The sequence below is a fragment of the Neobacillus sp. DZ-9 genome (assembly GCF_059587065.1).
Genome location: NZ_JCAIOL010000003.1, coordinates 642,183 through 659,828, shown reverse-complemented (window position 1 = coordinate 659,828; position 17,646 = coordinate 642,183). Strand labels below are relative to the sequence as shown.

The 17,646-nt window shown below is 42.2% G+C and carries 18 protein-coding genes; all 18 read left to right on the top strand.

The window, feature by feature from the left end; genetic code table 11:
- Positions 1 to 3: 3 nt before the first annotated feature.
- The 18 genes from cobJ to AC59HZ_RS11480 all read left to right on the top strand — a co-directional run bounded on the left by cobJ (position 4) and on the right by AC59HZ_RS11480 (position 17,580).
- Positions 4 to 1,626, top strand: a complete 1,623-nt coding sequence (gene cobJ / locus AC59HZ_RS11565; RefSeq protein WP_496545937.1) for a precorrin-3B C(17)-methyltransferase — start codon at positions 4 to 6, stop codon at positions 1,624 to 1,626.
- 9 nt (positions 1,627 to 1,635) lie between these two features.
- Complete coding sequence (cobK, locus tag AC59HZ_RS11560; protein WP_496545936.1) at positions 1,636 to 2,412, top strand: precorrin-6A reductase; 777 nt, start codon at positions 1,636 to 1,638, stop codon at positions 2,410 to 2,412.
- On the top strand, positions 2,393 to 3,067 hold the full coding sequence (locus AC59HZ_RS11555) for a precorrin-8X methylmutase (RefSeq protein ID WP_496545935.1): 675 nt from the start codon (positions 2,393 to 2,395) through the stop codon (positions 3,065 to 3,067). Before cobK ends, AC59HZ_RS11555 begins: the two co-directional genes overlap by 20 nt.
- A complete protein-coding gene (locus AC59HZ_RS11550; RefSeq protein WP_496546049.1) occupies positions 3,042 to 4,178 on the top strand; it encodes a cobalt-precorrin-5B (C(1))-methyltransferase in 1,137 nt (378 codons plus the stop codon). Before AC59HZ_RS11555 ends, AC59HZ_RS11550 begins: the two co-directional genes overlap by 26 nt.
- On the top strand, positions 4,153 to 5,349 hold the full coding sequence (gene cbiE / locus AC59HZ_RS11545; RefSeq protein ID WP_496545934.1) for a precorrin-6y C5,15-methyltransferase (decarboxylating) subunit CbiE: 1,197 nt from the start codon (positions 4,153 to 4,155) through the stop codon (positions 5,347 to 5,349). The genes AC59HZ_RS11550 and cbiE overlap by 26 nt, the downstream gene beginning before the upstream one ends.
- Positions 5,346 to 6,050, top strand: a complete 705-nt coding sequence (gene cobI, locus AC59HZ_RS11540; RefSeq protein WP_496545933.1) for a precorrin-2 C(20)-methyltransferase — start codon at positions 5,346 to 5,348, stop codon at positions 6,048 to 6,050. The genes cbiE and cobI overlap by 4 nt, the downstream gene beginning before the upstream one ends.
- Positions 6,050 to 6,832 carry a precorrin-4 C(11)-methyltransferase gene (gene cobM, locus AC59HZ_RS11535; RefSeq protein WP_496545932.1) on the top strand — a complete coding sequence of 261 codons (783 nt, stop codon included), beginning with the start codon at positions 6,050 to 6,052 and terminating at the stop codon, positions 6,830 to 6,832. The genes cobI and cobM overlap by 1 nt, the downstream gene beginning before the upstream one ends.
- Positions 6,825 to 7,961: a cobalt-precorrin 5A hydrolase gene (locus AC59HZ_RS11530; RefSeq protein WP_496545931.1), complete on the top strand. Its 1,137-nt coding sequence runs from the start codon at positions 6,825 to 6,827 to the stop codon at positions 7,959 to 7,961. The genes cobM and AC59HZ_RS11530 overlap by 8 nt, the downstream gene beginning before the upstream one ends.
- Entirely contained in the window at positions 7,958 to 9,343 is a 1,386-nt protein-coding gene (locus AC59HZ_RS11525) for a cobyrinic acid a,c-diamide synthase CobB (RefSeq protein ID WP_496545930.1), read from the top strand. The genes AC59HZ_RS11530 and AC59HZ_RS11525 overlap by 4 nt, the downstream gene beginning before the upstream one ends.
- Positions 9,312 to 9,941: a precorrin-2 dehydrogenase/sirohydrochlorin ferrochelatase family protein gene (locus AC59HZ_RS11520; protein ID WP_496545929.1), complete on the top strand. Its 630-nt coding sequence runs from the start codon at positions 9,312 to 9,314 to the stop codon at positions 9,939 to 9,941. Before AC59HZ_RS11525 ends, AC59HZ_RS11520 begins: the two co-directional genes overlap by 32 nt.
- A gap of 21 nt (positions 9,942 to 9,962) precedes the next feature.
- Complete coding sequence (locus AC59HZ_RS11515) at positions 9,963 to 10,802, top strand: methyltransferase domain-containing protein (protein ID WP_496545928.1); 840 nt, start codon at positions 9,963 to 9,965, stop codon at positions 10,800 to 10,802.
- Between the two features lie 102 nt (positions 10,803 to 10,904).
- Complete coding sequence (locus AC59HZ_RS11510) at positions 10,905 to 12,104, top strand: CbiX/SirB N-terminal domain-containing protein (protein ID WP_496545927.1); 1,200 nt, start codon at positions 10,905 to 10,907, stop codon at positions 12,102 to 12,104.
- Positions 12,105 to 12,155: 51 nt separating this feature from the next.
- Complete coding sequence (locus AC59HZ_RS11505; protein WP_496545926.1) at positions 12,156 to 13,673, top strand: cobyric acid synthase; 1,518 nt, start codon at positions 12,156 to 12,158, stop codon at positions 13,671 to 13,673.
- Positions 13,670 to 14,710, top strand: coding sequence for a nicotinate-nucleotide--dimethylbenzimidazole phosphoribosyltransferase (gene cobT / locus AC59HZ_RS11500; RefSeq protein ID WP_496545925.1), 1,041 nt, complete (start codon positions 13,670 to 13,672; stop codon positions 14,708 to 14,710). Before AC59HZ_RS11505 ends, cobT begins: the two co-directional genes overlap by 4 nt.
- Positions 14,711 to 14,730: 20 nt before the next feature.
- Complete coding sequence (gene cobA, locus AC59HZ_RS11495; protein ID WP_496546048.1) at positions 14,731 to 15,516, top strand: uroporphyrinogen-III C-methyltransferase; 786 nt, start codon at positions 14,731 to 14,733, stop codon at positions 15,514 to 15,516.
- Position 15,517: 1 nt separating this feature from the next.
- Positions 15,518 to 16,087, top strand: a complete 570-nt coding sequence (locus AC59HZ_RS11490) for a nitroreductase family protein (RefSeq protein WP_496545924.1) — start codon at positions 15,518 to 15,520, stop codon at positions 16,085 to 16,087.
- A 15-nt stretch (positions 16,088 to 16,102) separates the two neighbouring features.
- Positions 16,103 to 16,660 carry a cob(I)yrinic acid a,c-diamide adenosyltransferase gene (gene cobO / locus AC59HZ_RS11485; RefSeq protein ID WP_496545923.1) on the top strand — a complete coding sequence of 186 codons (558 nt, stop codon included), beginning with the start codon at positions 16,103 to 16,105 and terminating at the stop codon, positions 16,658 to 16,660.
- Between the two features lie 56 nt (positions 16,661 to 16,716).
- The gene (locus AC59HZ_RS11480; RefSeq protein WP_496545922.1) at positions 16,717 to 17,580 is read left to right on the top strand and encodes a GHMP family kinase ATP-binding protein; all 864 of its coding nucleotides are present in this window, start codon (positions 16,717 to 16,719) and stop codon (positions 17,578 to 17,580) included.
- The last annotated feature ends 66 nt before the right edge of the window (positions 17,581 to 17,646 follow it).

Sequence of the window (17,646 nt, the reverse complement as noted above, 5' to 3'; positions counted from 1 at the left end):
TCTATGAAAAAGGGAAAAATTTTTGTTGTTGGCTTTGGTCCAGGTGATCGTGAGCACATTACAAAACGAGCTGTAGATGCCTTGCAGCAAAGTGATTGTATTATTGGCTATAAAACATACGTGGAGCTAATTGAACCTTTCATAACAGCAAAATCCATCGTCAGTACGGGGATGACAGAAGAAGTGTCACGTGCACAGGATGCAGTAAAGAAAGCTGAAGCTGGCAATATTGTCTCAGTCATTTCCAGCGGAGATTCAGGCGTTTATGGTATGGCTGGATTAGTTTATGAAGTGCTGATTGAAAAGGGCTGGACTGAAAAAGAAGGAATTGCTGTAGAAATTGTTCCAGGTATTTCAGCCATTAATTCTTGTGCGAGTATATTGGGTGCGCCAGTCATGCATGATTCCTGCACGATCAGCCTAAGTGATCATTTGACGCCTTGGACTGTAATAGAAAAGCGCATTGAAGCAGCTGCAATGGCGGACTTCGTTATAGCTTTATATAATCCAAAAAGCGGTAGACGGACACGCCAAATTGTAGAGGCGCAAAATATTCTATTAAAATATCGTTCACCTGAAACACCAGTGGGACTTGTGAAGAGTGCTTATCGTGAAAATCAAAATGTAGTGCTGACAACACTGTCTGAAATGCTAGAACATGATATCGGAATGCTGACAACGGTTATTATCGGGAATTCTTCTACTTTCTTTTATGATAATAAAATCATTACCCCTCGAGGTTATCAGCGTAAATATACGTTAGGTGAAGAAAAACAAAGCTTAAAACCGCATCAGCGTTTGAAAAAGGAAGCCGAACCATGGGCATTAAATCAAGAAACAGGGGAAGCGCAAGCTGGTTATGAGCAAATTGAACGAAAAAAACAAGAAGTTAGCTCATTAGATTTGGCTTTAAAGGCTTTATCTATGGTGACTAAAACTGAAATAGTAAATCCATTGATAGTACAACAAGCAGTCGAAGATATATTTGAATTTGCTGTTTCACCTGGTGTTGCCAATAAATTTATTAAGCCAGACCAAATGCGCGTATTGGCAGAAACTATTGGCGAGACAGGCACCATGGAATATACACCGGATCATCGGTTTTTATTAAAGATTCCAACAGATCAGCCTGAATCGATTATTAAAAAACTTAAACAAAATGATTTAATTGTCATGCCAGTGGGCGATGTTTTAAATGTAAAAGCTTGTGATTTTTGCAACGGTGAAAAAGCAGAATCGATCCCATATGCAGAAGAAATAGCAGCAAAATTGGGGGGCTTAAAGCTTCCAAAAGAATTACATATTGGTTTCAACGGCTGCGGTATGGCTTGTTATCGGGCAGTATTCGATGATATCGGGATCGTTTACCGCAAGAAAAGATTTGATTTATTTATTGGCGCAAAGCCGGTTGGCCGTACAGCTCATGCTGCTCAGCCAGTAGCAGAAGGGATTGAACCAGATGATCTGCTGCCGTTATTAACAAAAATTATAGAAGAGTACAAACAAAATGGCCATCCAAATGAACGCCTTTTTAAATATTTTAAAAGAGTGAAAAAAATACAGTATTTTAACTATCAGGATATGAGCTCCAAAATTGAAGTCGAACCGGCACCATGTGGAGATTAGGAGGAACACATGATTTTATTTTTAGCAGGCACAAGTGATGCGAGAGCATTAGCCATTCAATTGCAAAATCAAGGCTATCCTTTATTAGCAACAGTTGTCACAGAATCTGCAGCCGAAAGCTTAAATGCCCACCATATTCCTTATCAAGTAGGGCGGTTATCAGTTGATGACATGCTGGCGCTTATTCAGAAGCAAAAGATGACCTGTGTCATCGATGCGAGCCATCCATATGCGGAAGAAGCGTCGAAAACCGCAATGGCAGCAGCACAAGCATTTAATATTCCCTATATTCGTTATGAAAGGCCAGAAGAACAGTTTATTTCTCCACTAATTACAGAAGTTGAAAGTTATGAAGAAGCAGCTAAATTAGCTCAATCTCATAAAGGAACGATTATGCTGACAACAGGCAGCAAAACGTTGGAAATATTTACGAAATATTTAATGCGTGATGAAATTCGGCTTATTTGTAGAATGCTTCCAAATATAGGGAACATGGAAAAGTGCCATAGGTTAGGCATTAAACAAAAGGACATAATTGCGATGCAGGGTCCATTTTCGGAATCAGTAAATAAAGCACTATGTGAGCAATATAATGTGACTCTAATGATTACAAAAGAAAGCGGCAAAGTGGGATCTGTAGATGAAAAAATGACAGCTGCTCTGCAATTAGGGATTCCTGTCATTTTAATAAAGCGGCCAGCGATTGAATATGAAAATTTTTGTACTTCTTTCGAAGAAGTAACTCAACTATTGGGAGGTTTTATTCATGGCAAACATGAACTTTAATACAAAATTTATTCCTGTAACGGTCGATCCAGACAAGATTTATGATCATAGTTTCGCCATTATCAAGCAAGAGATGGGCGAACATTCATTTACAGATGAGCAATGGTTAGTTGTTCGGCGGGTGATTCACGCTTCAGCAGATTTTGAGTTAGGCCGCAGCATGATTTTTACGCCTGATGCCATTGAGGCAGGGATTCAATCCATTTTAGCGGGCCGTCATGTAGTGGCGGATGTACAAATGATTGAAAGTGGTTCTGGCCGCAAGCGATTCCAAAAGCATGGCGGTGACTTGCATTGTTATATTGCAGATGAAGATGTCTCAAAGGAAGCAAAGGCTCAAGGAACAACACGGGCTATTATTTCCATGCAAAAAGCAACGCGTTTACAAGAAGGAGGAATTTATGCCATTGGCAATGCGCCAACCGCGTTGCTAGAGTTAATTCGTTTAATTAAAGAAGGTGAGGCAAAACCGGATTTAATTATTGGAATGCCAGTTGGCTTCGTATCAGCAGCAGAGTCAAAAGAGGAGTTAGCATTGCTGGAAGGAATTCCATTTATTACGAACGCAGGGAGAAAGGGTGGCAGTACAGTGACAGTCGCTGCACTTAATGCCATTTCGATTATGGCGGATGAACGAGCAAAAGAAACGAAATAAAAAAGACCCTTCACAAATGCGCCACGGCTATACGACAGGAGCTTGTGCAACAGCGATGACAAAGGCAGCATTGCAAGCTCTTGTCGTAGGAAAGGTACCAGATGAAGTCACGATTTATTTACCGGCTGGCCAGTATGCAACATTTAAAGTATCCGCATTTCAAGTGTCAGAAGACAGGATAATGTGCGAAACGATCAAAGATGCCGGGGACGATCCTGATGCTACGCATCAAGCACGAATTCAGAGTACCGTTCGTTATTCAAAAGAAAAAGGCATTCATTTAGATGGCGGGGTTGGTGTAGGGCGAGTGACAAAAGCGGGACTACCTGTACCAGTCGGTCAAGCAGCGATAAACCCCGTACCACGTAAAATGATATATGGGGTCGTACAAGAAGCAATTGAAAACTTTAAATTGGATTGCGGAATTGAAGTAATCATTTCTGTACCAGATGGTGTAGAAATTGCTGAAAAAACATTGAATGGGCGGTTAGGCATTATCGGCGGAATTTCGATATTAGGGACACGGGGAACAGTGGTTCCATTTTCAAGTTCTGCTTATATGGCAAGTATCGTACAAGCGATAAATGTGGCAAAAGAATCAGGATGTGAGCATTTAGTCATTACAACAGGTGGGCGCAGTGAAAAATATGCGATGCAGCAATATCCTCATTTACCAGAAGAAGCATTTATAGAAATGGGCGATTTTGTTGGTTTTACGTTAAAAAATATTGCACGGAAGAAGATTCCGAGAGTCTCGTTAGTAGGGATGATGGGGAAGTTCTCAAAAGTTGCCCAAGGCGTTATGATGGTTCACTCAAAAAGTGCACCTATTAGCTTTGAGTTTTTAGCAGGTATTGCCAATAAAGCAGGTGTTGATGAGGAGACGCAGCGAGAAATTTTACAGGCGAATACAGCTTCACAGGTTGGAGATATGCTTCAGGGAAACGAGGCATTCTTTGCAGCACTTTGCAAAAACTGCTGCTACTATGCTTTGAATCATATGAATACTGACATCAAAGTGTCGACAACCTTGTATGCCATGAATGGAGACTGTTTAGGAAAGGCTGAGAATATTGACAAATTGGATGAAGATGATTGGTATAGGGGATAATGGCGCGGAAGGATTGCTCCCCCAATATGCTGAGTGGATCAATGAATGTGATGTACTTGTAGGCGGGGAGCGTCATTTGCAATTTTTCCCGGAATTTAAAAAAGAGAAAAAAGTAATCAAAGGCGGTTTGTCAGCATTAACAGCTGAATTACAGCAAGAAACACGAAATGTCGTTATTTTAGTGTCCGGTGATCCGCTATTTTATGGACTTGGCGGTGTACTTGCGAAGAAGCTTCCATTAACAATTTATCCTTATACCAGCTCGGTACAGCTCGCTTTTTCTAAAATGCAGGAAAGCTGGCAGGATGCGTATATTGTCAGCTTACATGGTCGTTCCATTAAAGGGTTTGCACAAAGAATTGATGGACGTAAAAAAATTGCTGTTTTAACAGATGAAACGAATTCACCGCAGGTAATTGCAACGTATTTAAAGCGTTTTGGCATGACAGAATATGATGCCTTCGTTGCTGAAAATCTACAAGGTGAAAACGAGCGCTGCCGCTGTTTCACATTGGACGAAATGGAGCAATCCTCCTTTTTTCCATTGAATGTTGTGATTTTAAAACAGCGTGAGGTGGTGGAACGTTCTTCTCTTGGAATTCCGGATGATGCATTTCTTCAGCGAAAGCCAGATAAAGGATTGATTACTAAAAGAGAAATTCGGATTCTTTGTCTACAGGAGTTAGGACTTAAGGAAAATAGCATTGTTTGGGATATAGGAACCTGCACAGGATCTGTTGCAATTGAAGCAGCGAAAATGGCTCGGGAAGGTGCCGTGTATGCAATTGAAAAAAATGATGGTGACCTTGAAAACTGCCTGGAAAATCAATTAAAACATCGTACAGATTTTGTTGCATTGCTGGGGAAGGCACCTGACCGTCTAGATGAATTTCCAGATCCACATGCGATTTTTATTGGCGGTAACGGTGGAAATATGGAGCATTTATTGCAAACATGTATTTCACGCTTACAGCCAAATGGACGCCTAGTTATGAATATTGCAACGATCGAAAATTTGGCAGAAGCGCTGCAGCATCTAAAAATATTAGGCTGTGAAGTATCGATATTACAGGCACAAATTTCAAAAAGTAAGCCAATCTTAAATTTAACACGTTTTGAACCGTTAAATCCAATCTATATAGTGACAGCAAAGAAAGGAAAAGAATCATGAGAATAGGAACCTTATTTGGATTAGGTGTTGGGCCAGGAGATCCAGAATTAATCACAGTAAAAGCATTTCGCAGATTGCAGGAAAGCCCGGTCATTGCTTATCCCAAAAAATTAAAGGGCAGTAAATCTTATGCCCATCGTATTGTTGAAGTTTATATTAACCCGGCAGAAAAAGAGATGCTTGGTTTGGTATTCCCCATGACAAAAGATGAAGATACTCTGCGTACTGAGTGGACAAAATCTGTTGAAACTATTTATAGCTATTTAAGTCAAGGAAAAGATGTAGCTTTTGTGACTGAAGGGGATCCGATGCTGTTTAGCACATTTATACATTTAATGAACTTAATGAAATCAATGTACCCTGATGTTCCAATTGAAACGGTAGCTGGCATTTCGTCGTTTAATGGTTCTGTTAATCGCTTAGGGATTGCATTGGCTGATGGTGATGACCATGTCGCCATGATTCCTGCTACGGAGGATATGGAAGAAATGCGCCGAGTAATTGAAAACCACGATGCGATCGTCTTTATCAAAGTAGCAAAAGTTATAGACGCAATGCTCCATCTACTGAAGGAAATGAATTTATTAGAAAAAACACATGTCGTTACAAAAGTTACATCTGATGAAGAGGTAATTTGGAAGATCAATGAACTACGGGGTGCAGAATTAAACTACTTGTCATGTATGGTGGTGCGCAAATAATGAAGAAAATATGGATTATTGGAGCAGGTCCGGGAGATCCGGATTTAATCACAGTGAAAGGCTTAAAGCTATTAAAAGAAGCGGATGTTGTGATGTATACTGATTCTCTCGTAAGCGAAACGTTAGTAGCGGAAGCAAAGGAGTCGGCAGAAATTATCCGCACAGCAGGGATGCATCTTCAGGAAATGGTGGATTGTATTGTCGAGAGTGTCAATGCAGGCAAAAAGGTTGTACGTTTACATACAGGCGACCCGGCGATGTACGGTGCAACGATGGAGCAAGTGGCACTGCTGAAGCAACATGATATTAGCTATGAAGTTGTTCCAGGTGTAAGTTCTGTTTTTGCATCTGCAGCAGCAGTTGGTGCAGAGCTGACGATTCCTGATTTAACTCAAACGCTCATTTTAACGCGGGCTGAAGGGCGTACACCTGTGCCAGAACTAGAAAAATTACAGGCACTGGCAAGCCATCACTGTACGATTGCCATGTTTTTAAGTGCGACATTAACAAAGAAAATTACCAAAGAATTACAGGAAGCAGGCTGGGCAGATGATACACCAGTTGCTGTTGTGCAGCGTGCTTCGTGGCCTGACCAAAAAATTGTGCGGACAACACTGGCTGAATTAGATGAAGCAATGCGTGTCAACGGCATTCGCAAGCATGCGATGATTCTAGCAGGCTGGGCATTGGACCCGCATATCCATGAAAAAAATTATCGTTCGAAGCTCTATGATAAAACCTTTACTCATGGCTTCCGCAAAGGTGTGAAGGCAAATGATTAGTTTATTTGAAGGTGAAATTCCTGTTATTGTAAAGCGAAAACGATATGCCCTCGTTGCCATAACGAAACATGGGGTGGAACATGCAAGAAGCTACGCGGAAAAATTTCCGTATGTGGACCTTTATTATATGAAGAAATTCGAGCAGGGTGACGAAGAAACGCGCCAAATTCAGTTATTTGATGGTACAGTTCGCCTACTATTGCCCGCATTGTTCCAGCGGTATAAAGGAATCATTTGCATCATTTCCCTCGGTGCTGTCGTTCGCATGATTTCCCCGCTTTTGATTGATAAAAAGAAAGATCCTGCCGTGCTAGTGGTGGATGATAAAGGTCAGTATGTCGTCAGCGTATTATCGGGGCATATGGGCGGTGCCAATGCCTTAACCCATGAATTTGCAAAAGCGATTGATGCTGAACCAGTTGTAACAACAGCTTCAGATGTTCAAAAAACGATTCCTGTGGATTTATTTGGCGCCCAATTTGGGTGGATGTGGGATAGTGAAGAAAAATTAACACCTGTTAGTGCATCGGTTGTCAATGAAGAGCATGTTGCGATCGTGCAGGAAACGGGTGAAAAAAATTGGTGGATGTACGATCGCTCAATGCCTGACAATTTAAAAATTTATCCAACGATAGATGAAGCGATCATGGCAAAGCCACAAGCGGCACTGCTTATTACAGATCGTTTAATTGAGGCACATGAAAAGGTGCTGCTCGAGAACGGAGTTGTGTATCGTCCAAAATCAATTGTACTTGGCATTGGCTGTAATCGTGGTACGGCAATGGCAGAAATTGAACAAGTCATAGATGAAACATTAGCTGAGCTGTGTTTAAGTAAAAAAAGTGTCAAAGCAGTTGCAACCATCGACTTAAAGAAAAACGAAACAGGCCTGCTTGAATTAACTGCAAAACATAACTGGCCGTTTGTAACTTACACACCTGACCAGCTAAATGAAATACCGATGCAAAACCCATCAGAAACAGTCTTTAAATATACAGGTGCATATGGGGTCAGTGAGCCGGCTGCATTGCATTATGCGAATGCGAAAGAGTTACTGCTGGAGAAAAAGAAAAGCGGAAATGTGACTATATCGATTGCACGTGTCAATTTTGAGGAGGAAGGACGATGAATCGATTTGTTCTAGCCGGCACAGGAAGCGGTGTCGGAAAAACAACATTCACAATCGGCATCATGCGTACGCTTATGAAGCGTGGATTAACAGTCCAGGGCTTTAAATGCGGCCCGGACTATATTGACCCAACGTATCATACAGCAGTCACAAAACGCCCTTCTCGTAATATTGATAGTTTCATGATGTCCCATGATACAGTCCGTGCAATTGTCGCAAGAGCGAGCCAAGATGCAGATGCAGCTATTATTGAAGGAGTGATGGGCTTTTATGATGGCAAATCCCCATTATCAAATGAAGGATCTGCTGCTCATATTAGTGAGATTACAAAAAGTCCCGTCATTTTAATTGTCAATGCAGCAAGTATGGCAAGAAGTGCGGCTGCGATTGTCAAAGGATTTCAAATATTAGATGAAAGCTCCAATATTGTTGGTATTATTGCCAATCAATTAGGGAGTAAAAGCCATTTTGAAATTGTCAAAGCAGCAATAGAACAAGAATGTGGAATTCCCGTCATTGGTTATTTGCCGAAAGGAGCTGTACCAATGATGCCAAGCCGTCATCTTGGTTTAGTACCAGCCATAGAACGTGGTGATTTAGATACATATTTTGATAGTCTTGCAGAAGCAATCGAAGAAACAGTGGATGTTGAACAACTGTTGGAAATTACAAAAACACAATCATTAGACGTTTCTGAATCTATCTTTGATGCACAGCCGCAAAGACAAGAAGTACATATTGCAGTTGCAAAGGATGCCGCCTTTAACTTCTATTATGAAGAAAATCTAGAATTACTCCGTACATATGGTGCCACATTGCATTACTTCTCTCCTTTACAAAATGAGGAAGTTCCAGAAAATGCGCAGGGGCTGTATATCGGCGGTGGTTTCCCGGAAGAGTTTGCTAAGATCTTGGCGAAAAATGAGGAAACGAAGCAATCAATAAGAGCCGCGCTTGAGCGAGGGGTGCCAACATTAGCGGAATGCGGCGGTTTTATGTATTTAACAGAGGAAATTGTGGATAGTCAAGGACAGGTATTCCCGATGCTCGGGATCATTCCAGGACGTGTGCGGATGCAAGATAAATTAGCGGCACTTGGATACAGGGAAATTACGGGCGTTCCAGGCAACTTTCTAATCAATGCTGAGGAGCAGGCAAAAGGGCATGAGTTCCATTACTCAACCTTTGAAGGGGAGCATACATCACCAGCTTATTTTAGTAAAGGCCGTTTTCGTGCTCAGAAGGAAGGTTATCTAGATAAAAATATTGTTGCAGGCTATACACACTTTCATTTTGCTTCGAATCCACAGCTTGTGAAAAATTGGCTGACAGCATGTTTGGAGGTAAACAATGAATTATTTCCCACTATTAATGAATATTGACTATAAAAAGGTTGTTATTGTTGGGGGCGGACATGTAGCTCGTCAAAAGATAGAAGCGCTGCTGCCAACAAAGGCACTAGTAACAGTGATAAGCCCAGCTGTAACCGAAAAATTGCAGCAATACATCAATGAAGGGCTTGTGACATGGAAAGAAAAAGCATTTGTACCTGCTGATTTAGATGATGCAGCACTGATTTTCGCCGTTACAGATGACGAAGAGGTAAATAATGCAGTGGAAGAAGCGGCACAGCATTGGCAATTACTCAGCCGTGCGGATGCAAAAGGACGTGTTGATTTCATCAATCCAGCAGTCGTTCGCCGTGGTGATTTCGTATTGACTGTATCGACGTCCGGAGCAAGTCCTGGCCTGACACGCCAAGTAAAGACGGATTTAGAAGAGCAATTTGGAGTACATTACGCGCAGTATGTTTCATTTTTAAAGGAAGCGCGTCAGCGAATTTTACAATTGTTTTCGGGCGATGCGAAAAAACAGCTATTAGCAGAGCCCCTGGATCCACAGTTATTACAATGGATGGAGCAAGGTGAAAAACAAAAATGTGAAGCGTGGCTGCAGCAGCGTATAGGAGAAAATCGGTGAGGATGCTGAGGAGAAAATTAAATGATAAAATGTTCCCCTTTACAATTTGATTTTGAAAAGCTGTGGAAAGAAGGCATGTTAGACTGGCATGGCAAGATGCCAGAAAGAATGATCGATGATGTGCTGGAAGAAGCATATTGGGCTCAGTCCATGAAGAAAAAAACATACCAGCAAACAGATAACTATGCAAAAAAAATTTACGAAAAAATGAAACAACATATCCCTCAAAATTCAACTTGTATTGAAATTGGGCCGGGATGGGGGAACTACACCTTCCAACTCCATCAAGATGTCAAAAGTTTAACTTTAGTGGATGGTTCTGAAAGTGTGCTTGCTTATTTAAAACAATACTTTGAAAACGATACAAATGTTCAGTTCGTTCATAGTAAATGGGAAGAAGCGCAAATTGAGCAGCATGATTTTGTTATTGGGGTGAACTGCTTTTATCGTATGTATGAAATGAATGCGGCGCTGAAAAAAATGAACAGTCTTGCCAAAAAGCGCGCCATCATTGGTTTAACAACAGGACCTATTCAACCGCATTACGTTATTTTAGATGAGCAGTTTGGCTATGACATTAAACATCCTCGCCGTGATTATATTACCATCGTCAATATGCTGTATCAGTTAGGGATTTATGCAAATTGTGAAATGCTTAAGCTGGAGCGTGAGTATCGTTATGATACATTGCAGCAATTATATGAAGCACAGAGCAAAAAAATCTTATCACCTCGGTTTGATTTGGCACATGTGAAAGCATCACTCGCACGCTTTATAGCAATGGAGGATGGCCAGTATGTATACCGTTACCCATTCTATGCTGCGATCATTAGTTGGGAGCCTGTGAAGTTACATGACTAAGTTTCATTTTGACATTACTAAAAGGGGCTTTAATCGGGGGCACTGTTGATAAAACAAATAGACATAGTGGTTACAAGATGATGGGAGAGGGGAGGTCGCTTTATGACAACATGGAATTTAACGCAAATGCAGCGTCATTTACTCATTTGCAATGGGGCAACCTGTATGGGAGCAGGCGCTGAGGAGGTCACGCAGCAAATTCGAGACGAAATCCGAAAAAACCGATTAGATGAGCATATTCATACATCGCGTACACGATGTAACGGCCGCTGTAAAGATAAATGCGTCGTAATTGATTACCCAAAAGGGACATGGTATTCGGTTCAACATGAAGAAACTGCACGTGATATTGTTCATGATGAAGTTAAAGAAGATGCGATCATTTATTCAATGGAGCACGGTGTGCGGAAACGCAGCGAAGATCGCATAAAAGGAATTGAAAAATACAAGAAAGGTAATGGACCGATGAAAAAAGCTGTATTATTTGTTGGACATGGCAGCAGGCGGGAGACAGGGAATATAGAAGTTCGCGAATTTGTCGGGCAAATGAAAGAATACATTGATCCAGCCCTTTTAGTAGAAACATGTTTTTTAGAATTTGCATCACCAAATATTGAGGATGGGATTCAGTTGTGTGTTGAAAAAGGTGCAGATGAAATCCATGTAATTCCCATCATATTATTACATGCAGGACACTCAAAACTACACATTCCTGCAGAGATCGAACATGCTAAAGAGCATTTCCCAGATGTTCGATTTACTTATGGCCAAACGATAGGTGTTCATGAGGAAGTTTTTGAAATTTTAAAAACAAGACTTGCTGAAGCAGGTTTTGATGTAGATCAAAAACATGAGGATACGGCTATTTTATTAATTGGACGTGGCGGCAGCGATCCATATGCTAATGGTGATTTTTATAAAATCAGCAGATTATTGTGGGAGAAATTAAATGTACCTATCGTTGAAAGTGCCTTTATGGGGGTAACGACGCCAACTGTGCAGGATGGGATGGAACGCTGTATAAAATTAGGCGCAAAAAAAATTATCATGCTCCCGTATTTTTTATTTACGGGAATTTTAATGGAAAGAATGAATAAAATGGCCAATCAGTTTAAAGAGACTTATCCGCATGTAACAATTGATATAGCTCAGTATTTTGGCTATCATCCAAAGTTAAGAACAGTACTGTTAGAACGTATGAATCAGGCCATAAACGGTACATCCACTGGAATGCAAGATTTAGAAAATTTCCGTAAATATGCTGAAGAAAATGGGTATGAACATCATCATCACCATAATTAGAGAATAGACTGGTCGAAAATTAAATCAAGAAATGTAAGGAGTTCAAAGAAAATGGCTAAAGCTCTTCCACTTATGTTTCAAGGTACGAATTCGGATGTCGGCAAAAGTGTAGTCGTGACCGCCTTTTGCCGGATTTTCGCTCAGGACGGATATAAAACGGTTCCGTTTAAATCACAAAATATGGCGTTAAATTCCTATATTACAGTAGATGGAAAAGAAATCGGCAGAGCACAGGGAGTTCAGGCCGAAGCCGCAGGGATTCAGGCAACCACCGATATGAACCCGATTCTACTAAAGCCGAACCGCGATAACCAATCCCAAATTGTCGTCCACGGTAAACCATATAAGAATATGGAAGCAGGAAGGTACCGCAGGGAATTCTTTCAAGCGGGATTGGAACTGATTCAACAATCACTATCCACCCTATCCCAAAATTATGAACGAATTGTCATTGAAGGGGCTGGCAGTCCGGCCGAGATTAATCTGAATGACCGGGAAATAGTTAATATGCGGGTCGCCAAAATGGCGGATGCCCCAGTGATCTTAATTGGGGATATCGAAAAAGGCGGAGTGTTTGCTAGTTTAGTAGGAACCCTTCAGCTGATGGAACCAGAAGACCGCGACCGAGTGATTGGCGTAATCATCAATAAATTCCGCGGTGATATCCGCCTGCTAGAATCCGGATTAACGTGGTTTGAGGAGTATACAGGTAAACCCGTTCTCGGCGTGATCCCTTACTTGAAGAATCTAAATATTGATGCAGAGGATTCCGTGATTTTAAATCAATATACAGCCACTCAAAATACCGAAAAAGAATTGGATATCGCGGTGATCCAGTATCCGAAAATCTCCAATTTCACCGATGTTGACCCGTTTTTTGCCGAGCCGGATTGTCATGTCCGTTTTATTACCAGAGCGGATCAATTACACCAACCAGATTTAGTCATTCTCCCCGGCAGTAAGAATACAATTGAAGATTTGCTATTTTTAAGAAAGAGCGGCATAGCTCAAAAAATAGCTGAATTACAGAAAAAGAAACAAACTGTTCTATTCGGGATCTGCGGCGGCTATCAAATGCTCGGTGATAAAATTGAGGATCCGTTAGCGATCGAGTCGCTCCATCAAGAAAGCGAAGGCCTTCAGTTACTGCCAATTGAAACGACCATTACGAAAGAAAAGACGACGACCTTATCCAATGGGATGTTGCATCTTTTTGGAAAAACCTTTCATGTGACAGGTTACGAGATTCATATGGGGGAAACCTTGGCGACAGGAGCGTCCCAAGGGCTTATTTTTAAAAATGAAAAATGGGATGGCTTTCATTCTTTAGACGAAACCATCATTGGTACTTATTTTCATGGGATATTCCATAATGATGAATTTCGTGAGGAATTGCTTAATCAGCTCCGCCGTAAAAAGGGATTGGAGCCCATCCACAAGCGCCCATCTTTTAATCAATTACGGGAAGAAGCGTTTGACCGGCTGGCAGAACATGTAAGGGGACACGTTAAACTGGATGTCATTGAACACTTGATAAAGGATTACCAAAAAAGGGGGATCACCCAATGAATAGCGTAAAAACAGCAATCCAGCCTCTTGATAAAGAAATGGGACAGCAAGTTCGTGCGTATATCGATACGTTAACCAAACCTCCGGGCAGCTTGGGGAGATTAGAGGAATTAGCCATTCAATTGTCGGAAATGACATCTGATGCCTTTCCTGTCGTGTCACCGCCCGGTGTGATCGTGTTTGCCGCTGATCATGGCGTGGTCGAAGAAGGGGTGTCCGCTTTCCCGCAGGAAGTAACCGTGCAAATGGTCATGAACTTTTTAAACAGCGGTGCGGCCATCAATGTCTTTAGCCGGCAAATCGGAGCCATGTTTGAAGTCGTCGATATCGGTGTGGCAGCAGATATTGAAGCAGACGGGTTTGTGAATCGGAAAATTCGCTATGGAACCAACAATTTTTGCCACCAGGATGCAATGACAAGAGAAGAGGCCGAACAAGCCATCGCCGTTGGCTATGAACGAGCGGAACAGATGATTCAACAGGGAATCAAATGCCTAATTGTTGGTGAAATGGGGATCGGCAATACGACGCCAAGCAGTGCAATCGCAGCAATTTTAAGCGGACAGGACATCGGTACTCTAGTCGGCCGCGGAACAGGGATTGCACAAGAAAAAGTTCGTCATAAACAAGAGGTTATCACACGGGCACTAAAGGAAAGAAACCCTGACCAGAAGGATCCCATCGATATCCTAGCTAAAATTGGCGGTTTGGAAATTGCCGGGATGACAGGTGCCATGCTTTCCGCCGCTCGAAACCGGATTCCGATATTGGTAGATGGGTTTATTTGCACGATTGCAGCTCTTTTGGCAAGAGAAATCTGTGAGACAGCAGCGGAGTATATGATTGTCGGCCATCGTTCCGTCGAGCCTGGACATGAAATTGCGCTGCAGTTATTAGGCAAGAAGCCACTACTTGATTTAGATTTGCGGCTAGGCGAAGGAAGCGGGGCAGCAGTGGCCTTTCCGATCTTACAATCAGCGACCTTAATGCTGAAAGAAATGGCCACCTTTGCATCGGCTGGGATTTCAAATGAGTAATGTAGGAAGGGAGCGAGATGATGACAAATGGAAAAGTGAATCTTGTTGGGGCTGGACCGGGAGACCCTAAGCTGATTACCGTTTATGGGATGGAGTGTATCCAACAGGCGGATGTGATTTTATATGACCGTTTAGTAAATGAGGAACTGCTGAAATATGCAAAGCCGGAGGCAGAGCTGATATTTTGCGGAAAACTGCCAGGAAAACATCAGATCATTCAAGATCAAATTCACCAGCTGTTAATTGAAAAAGCAAGTCAGGGTAAGATGGTCACCCGATTAAAAGGAGGCGATCCCTGTATTTTCGGCCGTGTCGGTGAAGAAGCGGAAATTCTTGCGGAACATGGGATCCGCTTTGAAATGGTGCCGGGGATTACATCAGGTATTGCAGCGCCTGCTTATGCTGGAATTCCCGTTACCCACCGTGATTATGCTTCCTCCTTCGCGATCGTCACTGGCCACGGCCGAGCGGAAAAGGATGAGGATCAACTAAATTGGCCAGCCCTCGCTCAAGGAATTGATACGATTGCCTTTTATATGGGAATTGGGAATTTACCCTATATTGTTTCGAAATTAATCGAAAATGGAAAAAGCCCTGATACGAAAGCTGCCATCATCCAATGGGGAACGACGGCCAATCAAAAGACGGTTACCGGAAGTTTAAAGGATATCGAAGTCAGGGCCTTTGAAGCCGGGATTACTCATCCGGCGATTGTTCTGGTGGGCGATGTAGTCGGCCTGCGCGAGAAATTACGCTGGTTTCAAGAAGCAGAAGAAAAGCAAGAAGTAGGAATTGGGAGGGACTAAGTTGTCGATTATAGCGGAAATCAAAAATCGAAGAGCGATCCGTGATTATGCGGCTCGAGAGGTCGAAGACGAAAAGATTCACACCTTATTAGAAGCAGCGACTTGGGCACCGAATGACCGGATGCGTGAACCATGGAGCTTTTATGTGATTAAAGGCGAAGCAAAAAAACGTTATGAAGCGTTGGCCCATGAATATCTTCAGGAACGCTTTCCAACCAAACCAAATTTAATCGAAAGCTCCTTAAAGGTACTAAAAACCACACCGGTCCATATTGTCGTTACCGCTGACATCGTTCCAGAAGATGAAGAGGCCTCTGCTGATAATGAATATGCCGTATGCTGTGCGATCCATTCGATGTGGCTTGCTGCCAAAGAATTGGGATTAGGTCTGGTCTGGAGGACAAGGGGCGTCGGACTTGTTCGCGACCAACGAATGTATGAGTTTATTGGCTCACCACAAAACAAGAAAATAATCGGAAATTTGTTTATCGGTTATCCCGATCCAGAAGTAATAAAAAAGGCGAAGGTCCCAGCCCGGACATCCTATGAAGAAAAAACAGTCTGGCTGTAACGAGGAGTGAAGAAGATGGAAGAGGTAACAGAAAACAAAGCAAAGAGCGGTCTTACATTAGTTTATACCGGTGATGGAAAAGGAAAAACGACGGCAGCCCTTGGACTTGCTGTCCGAGCCGCCGGACGAGGGAAACGTGTGCTGATGATTCAATTTATCAAATCGCCTGATCGAACGTATGGGGAAAAAATTACGTTCGAAAAATTAGGGATTGAAATCGTGCAGACAGGAGTCGGCTTTACGTGGACGAAAACACCGGAGGAACATCGGGAAGCCCTAAAAACAGCGTGGGCTTTTACAAAAGAAAAGGTGCAGTTTGGCGGCTATGATGTTGTCATTTTAGATGAACTAAATAATGCCCTCGCAATTGATAAATTCCCGATAGACGATGTCCTTCCGTTAACAGAAGTAATAGAGTTGATTCAGCAGCGCCCAAAGGGGATGCATTTGGTGATTACCGGACGGTCAGCACAAGAGGAAATCATCGCTTGTGCGGATTTAGTAACCGAAATGAGGCCCGTTAAGCATTATTATAACGATGGAATTCCTGCCGTGAAGGGAATTGAGTTTTAATGGTCTATATTGAAAAATTTGGACATGGCGGCGATTTACTGACGGCAGCCTAAACAATGAAACTAGGAAAAGGAAGCTGTAATGGTACATTTGGAGAATTGGTCCAAGGAATCATGGAAGAGCGCCCGTTTTTAATCACTTTGCCAATCCCGAGTTTACGAAGTGAGGCTAGATTTGTTCCAGACACATCCGTTTCCCGGGTAAGGGGCGTAAATTCCAAAATGAAAGCGAAGGAAGCGGGGGAATTGTTACTCCAACTTTTTGGGATAAGAGGAGGCGGATACCTCGAAATACATTCCAATATCCCTGCCGGCAAGGGGATGGCTAGCAGTTCGGCGGATATTGTTGCTTCATTAAGAGCAATAGCTGACAGCTATAGTATTCCGCTCACAAATGAAATGATCTCGATGATTGCCGCAAAAGTGGAACCTACCGATGGGGTAATGTATGAGGAAGTCGTGGTCTATGAATATATTCACGGTCAGCTGATTGCAAGTTTTGGGGCCTTACCCCCATTCATCCTTGTTGGGATCGACCTTGGGGGTATGATCAACACAATAGAATTTAATGAAGTTCCGAAAGAGTACAGCCAGGACGATCAACAGCAATTTATTGAAGCTTTTGATCTGGTTACAAAAGGGTTTAAGGAAAAAAATATTGCTTATATTGCGGAGGGGGCAACCCTCAGTGCACGGGTGAATCAAAAAATATTGCCAAAGCCTGTTTTTCCTCTATTAGATCAGTTGGCACATCGCTATCATGGCGGAATCGTTGTCGCCCACAGTGGAACGGTCGCGGGAATTATACTAGATGGAAATCTTCCAAACAGTGAATTGGTGGTTTCACACTTAATTAGGGAAATGTCTCTCGCTTACAATGGTGTTCCTATAAATTTATTTCATTATGAAAGCAAGGAATAGATAATGATTTGAAAGATTCACAAAGTTTGATTTCAAAAAGGGGTTAACATGTTTATTCAAGAGGAA

Bases quoted from the DNA above. Each gene is read 5' to 3' on its own strand.
- AC59HZ_RS11505 (WP_496545926.1), top strand. From the start codon at position 12,156: ATGGCTAAAGCTCTTCCACTTATGTTTCAAGGTACGAATTCGGATGTC.
- cobT (WP_496545925.1), top strand. From the start codon at position 13,670: ATGAATAGCGTAAAAACAGCAATCCAGCCTCTTGATAAAGAAATGGGA.
- cobJ (WP_496545937.1), top strand. From the start codon at position 4: ATGAAAAAGGGAAAAATTTTTGTTGTTGGCTTTGGTCCAGGTGATCGT.
- AC59HZ_RS11525 (WP_496545930.1), top strand. From the start codon at position 7,958: ATGAATCGATTTGTTCTAGCCGGCACAGGAAGCGGTGTCGGAAAAACA.
- AC59HZ_RS11515 (WP_496545928.1), top strand. From the start codon at position 9,963: ATGATAAAATGTTCCCCTTTACAATTTGATTTTGAAAAGCTGTGGAAA.
- cbiE (WP_496545934.1), top strand. From the start codon at position 4,153: ATGAAGATGATTGGTATAGGGGATAATGGCGCGGAAGGATTGCTCCCC.
- AC59HZ_RS11480 (WP_496545922.1), top strand. From the start codon at position 16,717: ATGAAACTAGGAAAAGGAAGCTGTAATGGTACATTTGGAGAATTGGTC.
- AC59HZ_RS11510 (WP_496545927.1), top strand. From the start codon at position 10,905: ATGACAACATGGAATTTAACGCAAATGCAGCGTCATTTACTCATTTGC.
- AC59HZ_RS11530 (WP_496545931.1), top strand. From the start codon at position 6,825: ATGATTAGTTTATTTGAAGGTGAAATTCCTGTTATTGTAAAGCGAAAA.
- AC59HZ_RS11550 (WP_496546049.1), top strand. From the start codon at position 3,042: ATGAACGAGCAAAAGAAACGAAATAAAAAAGACCCTTCACAAATGCGC.
- cobO (WP_496545923.1), top strand. From the start codon at position 16,103: ATGGAAGAGGTAACAGAAAACAAAGCAAAGAGCGGTCTTACATTAGTT.
- cobI (WP_496545933.1), top strand. From the start codon at position 5,346: ATGAGAATAGGAACCTTATTTGGATTAGGTGTTGGGCCAGGAGATCCA.
- cobA (WP_496546048.1), top strand. From the start codon at position 14,731: ATGACAAATGGAAAAGTGAATCTTGTTGGGGCTGGACCGGGAGACCCT.
- cobM (WP_496545932.1), top strand. From the start codon at position 6,050: ATGAAGAAAATATGGATTATTGGAGCAGGTCCGGGAGATCCGGATTTA.
- AC59HZ_RS11555 (WP_496545935.1), top strand. From the start codon at position 2,393: ATGGCAAACATGAACTTTAATACAAAATTTATTCCTGTAACGGTCGAT.
- AC59HZ_RS11520 (WP_496545929.1), top strand. From the start codon at position 9,312: ATGAATTATTTCCCACTATTAATGAATATTGACTATAAAAAGGTTGTT.
- cobK (WP_496545936.1), top strand. From the start codon at position 1,636: ATGATTTTATTTTTAGCAGGCACAAGTGATGCGAGAGCATTAGCCATT.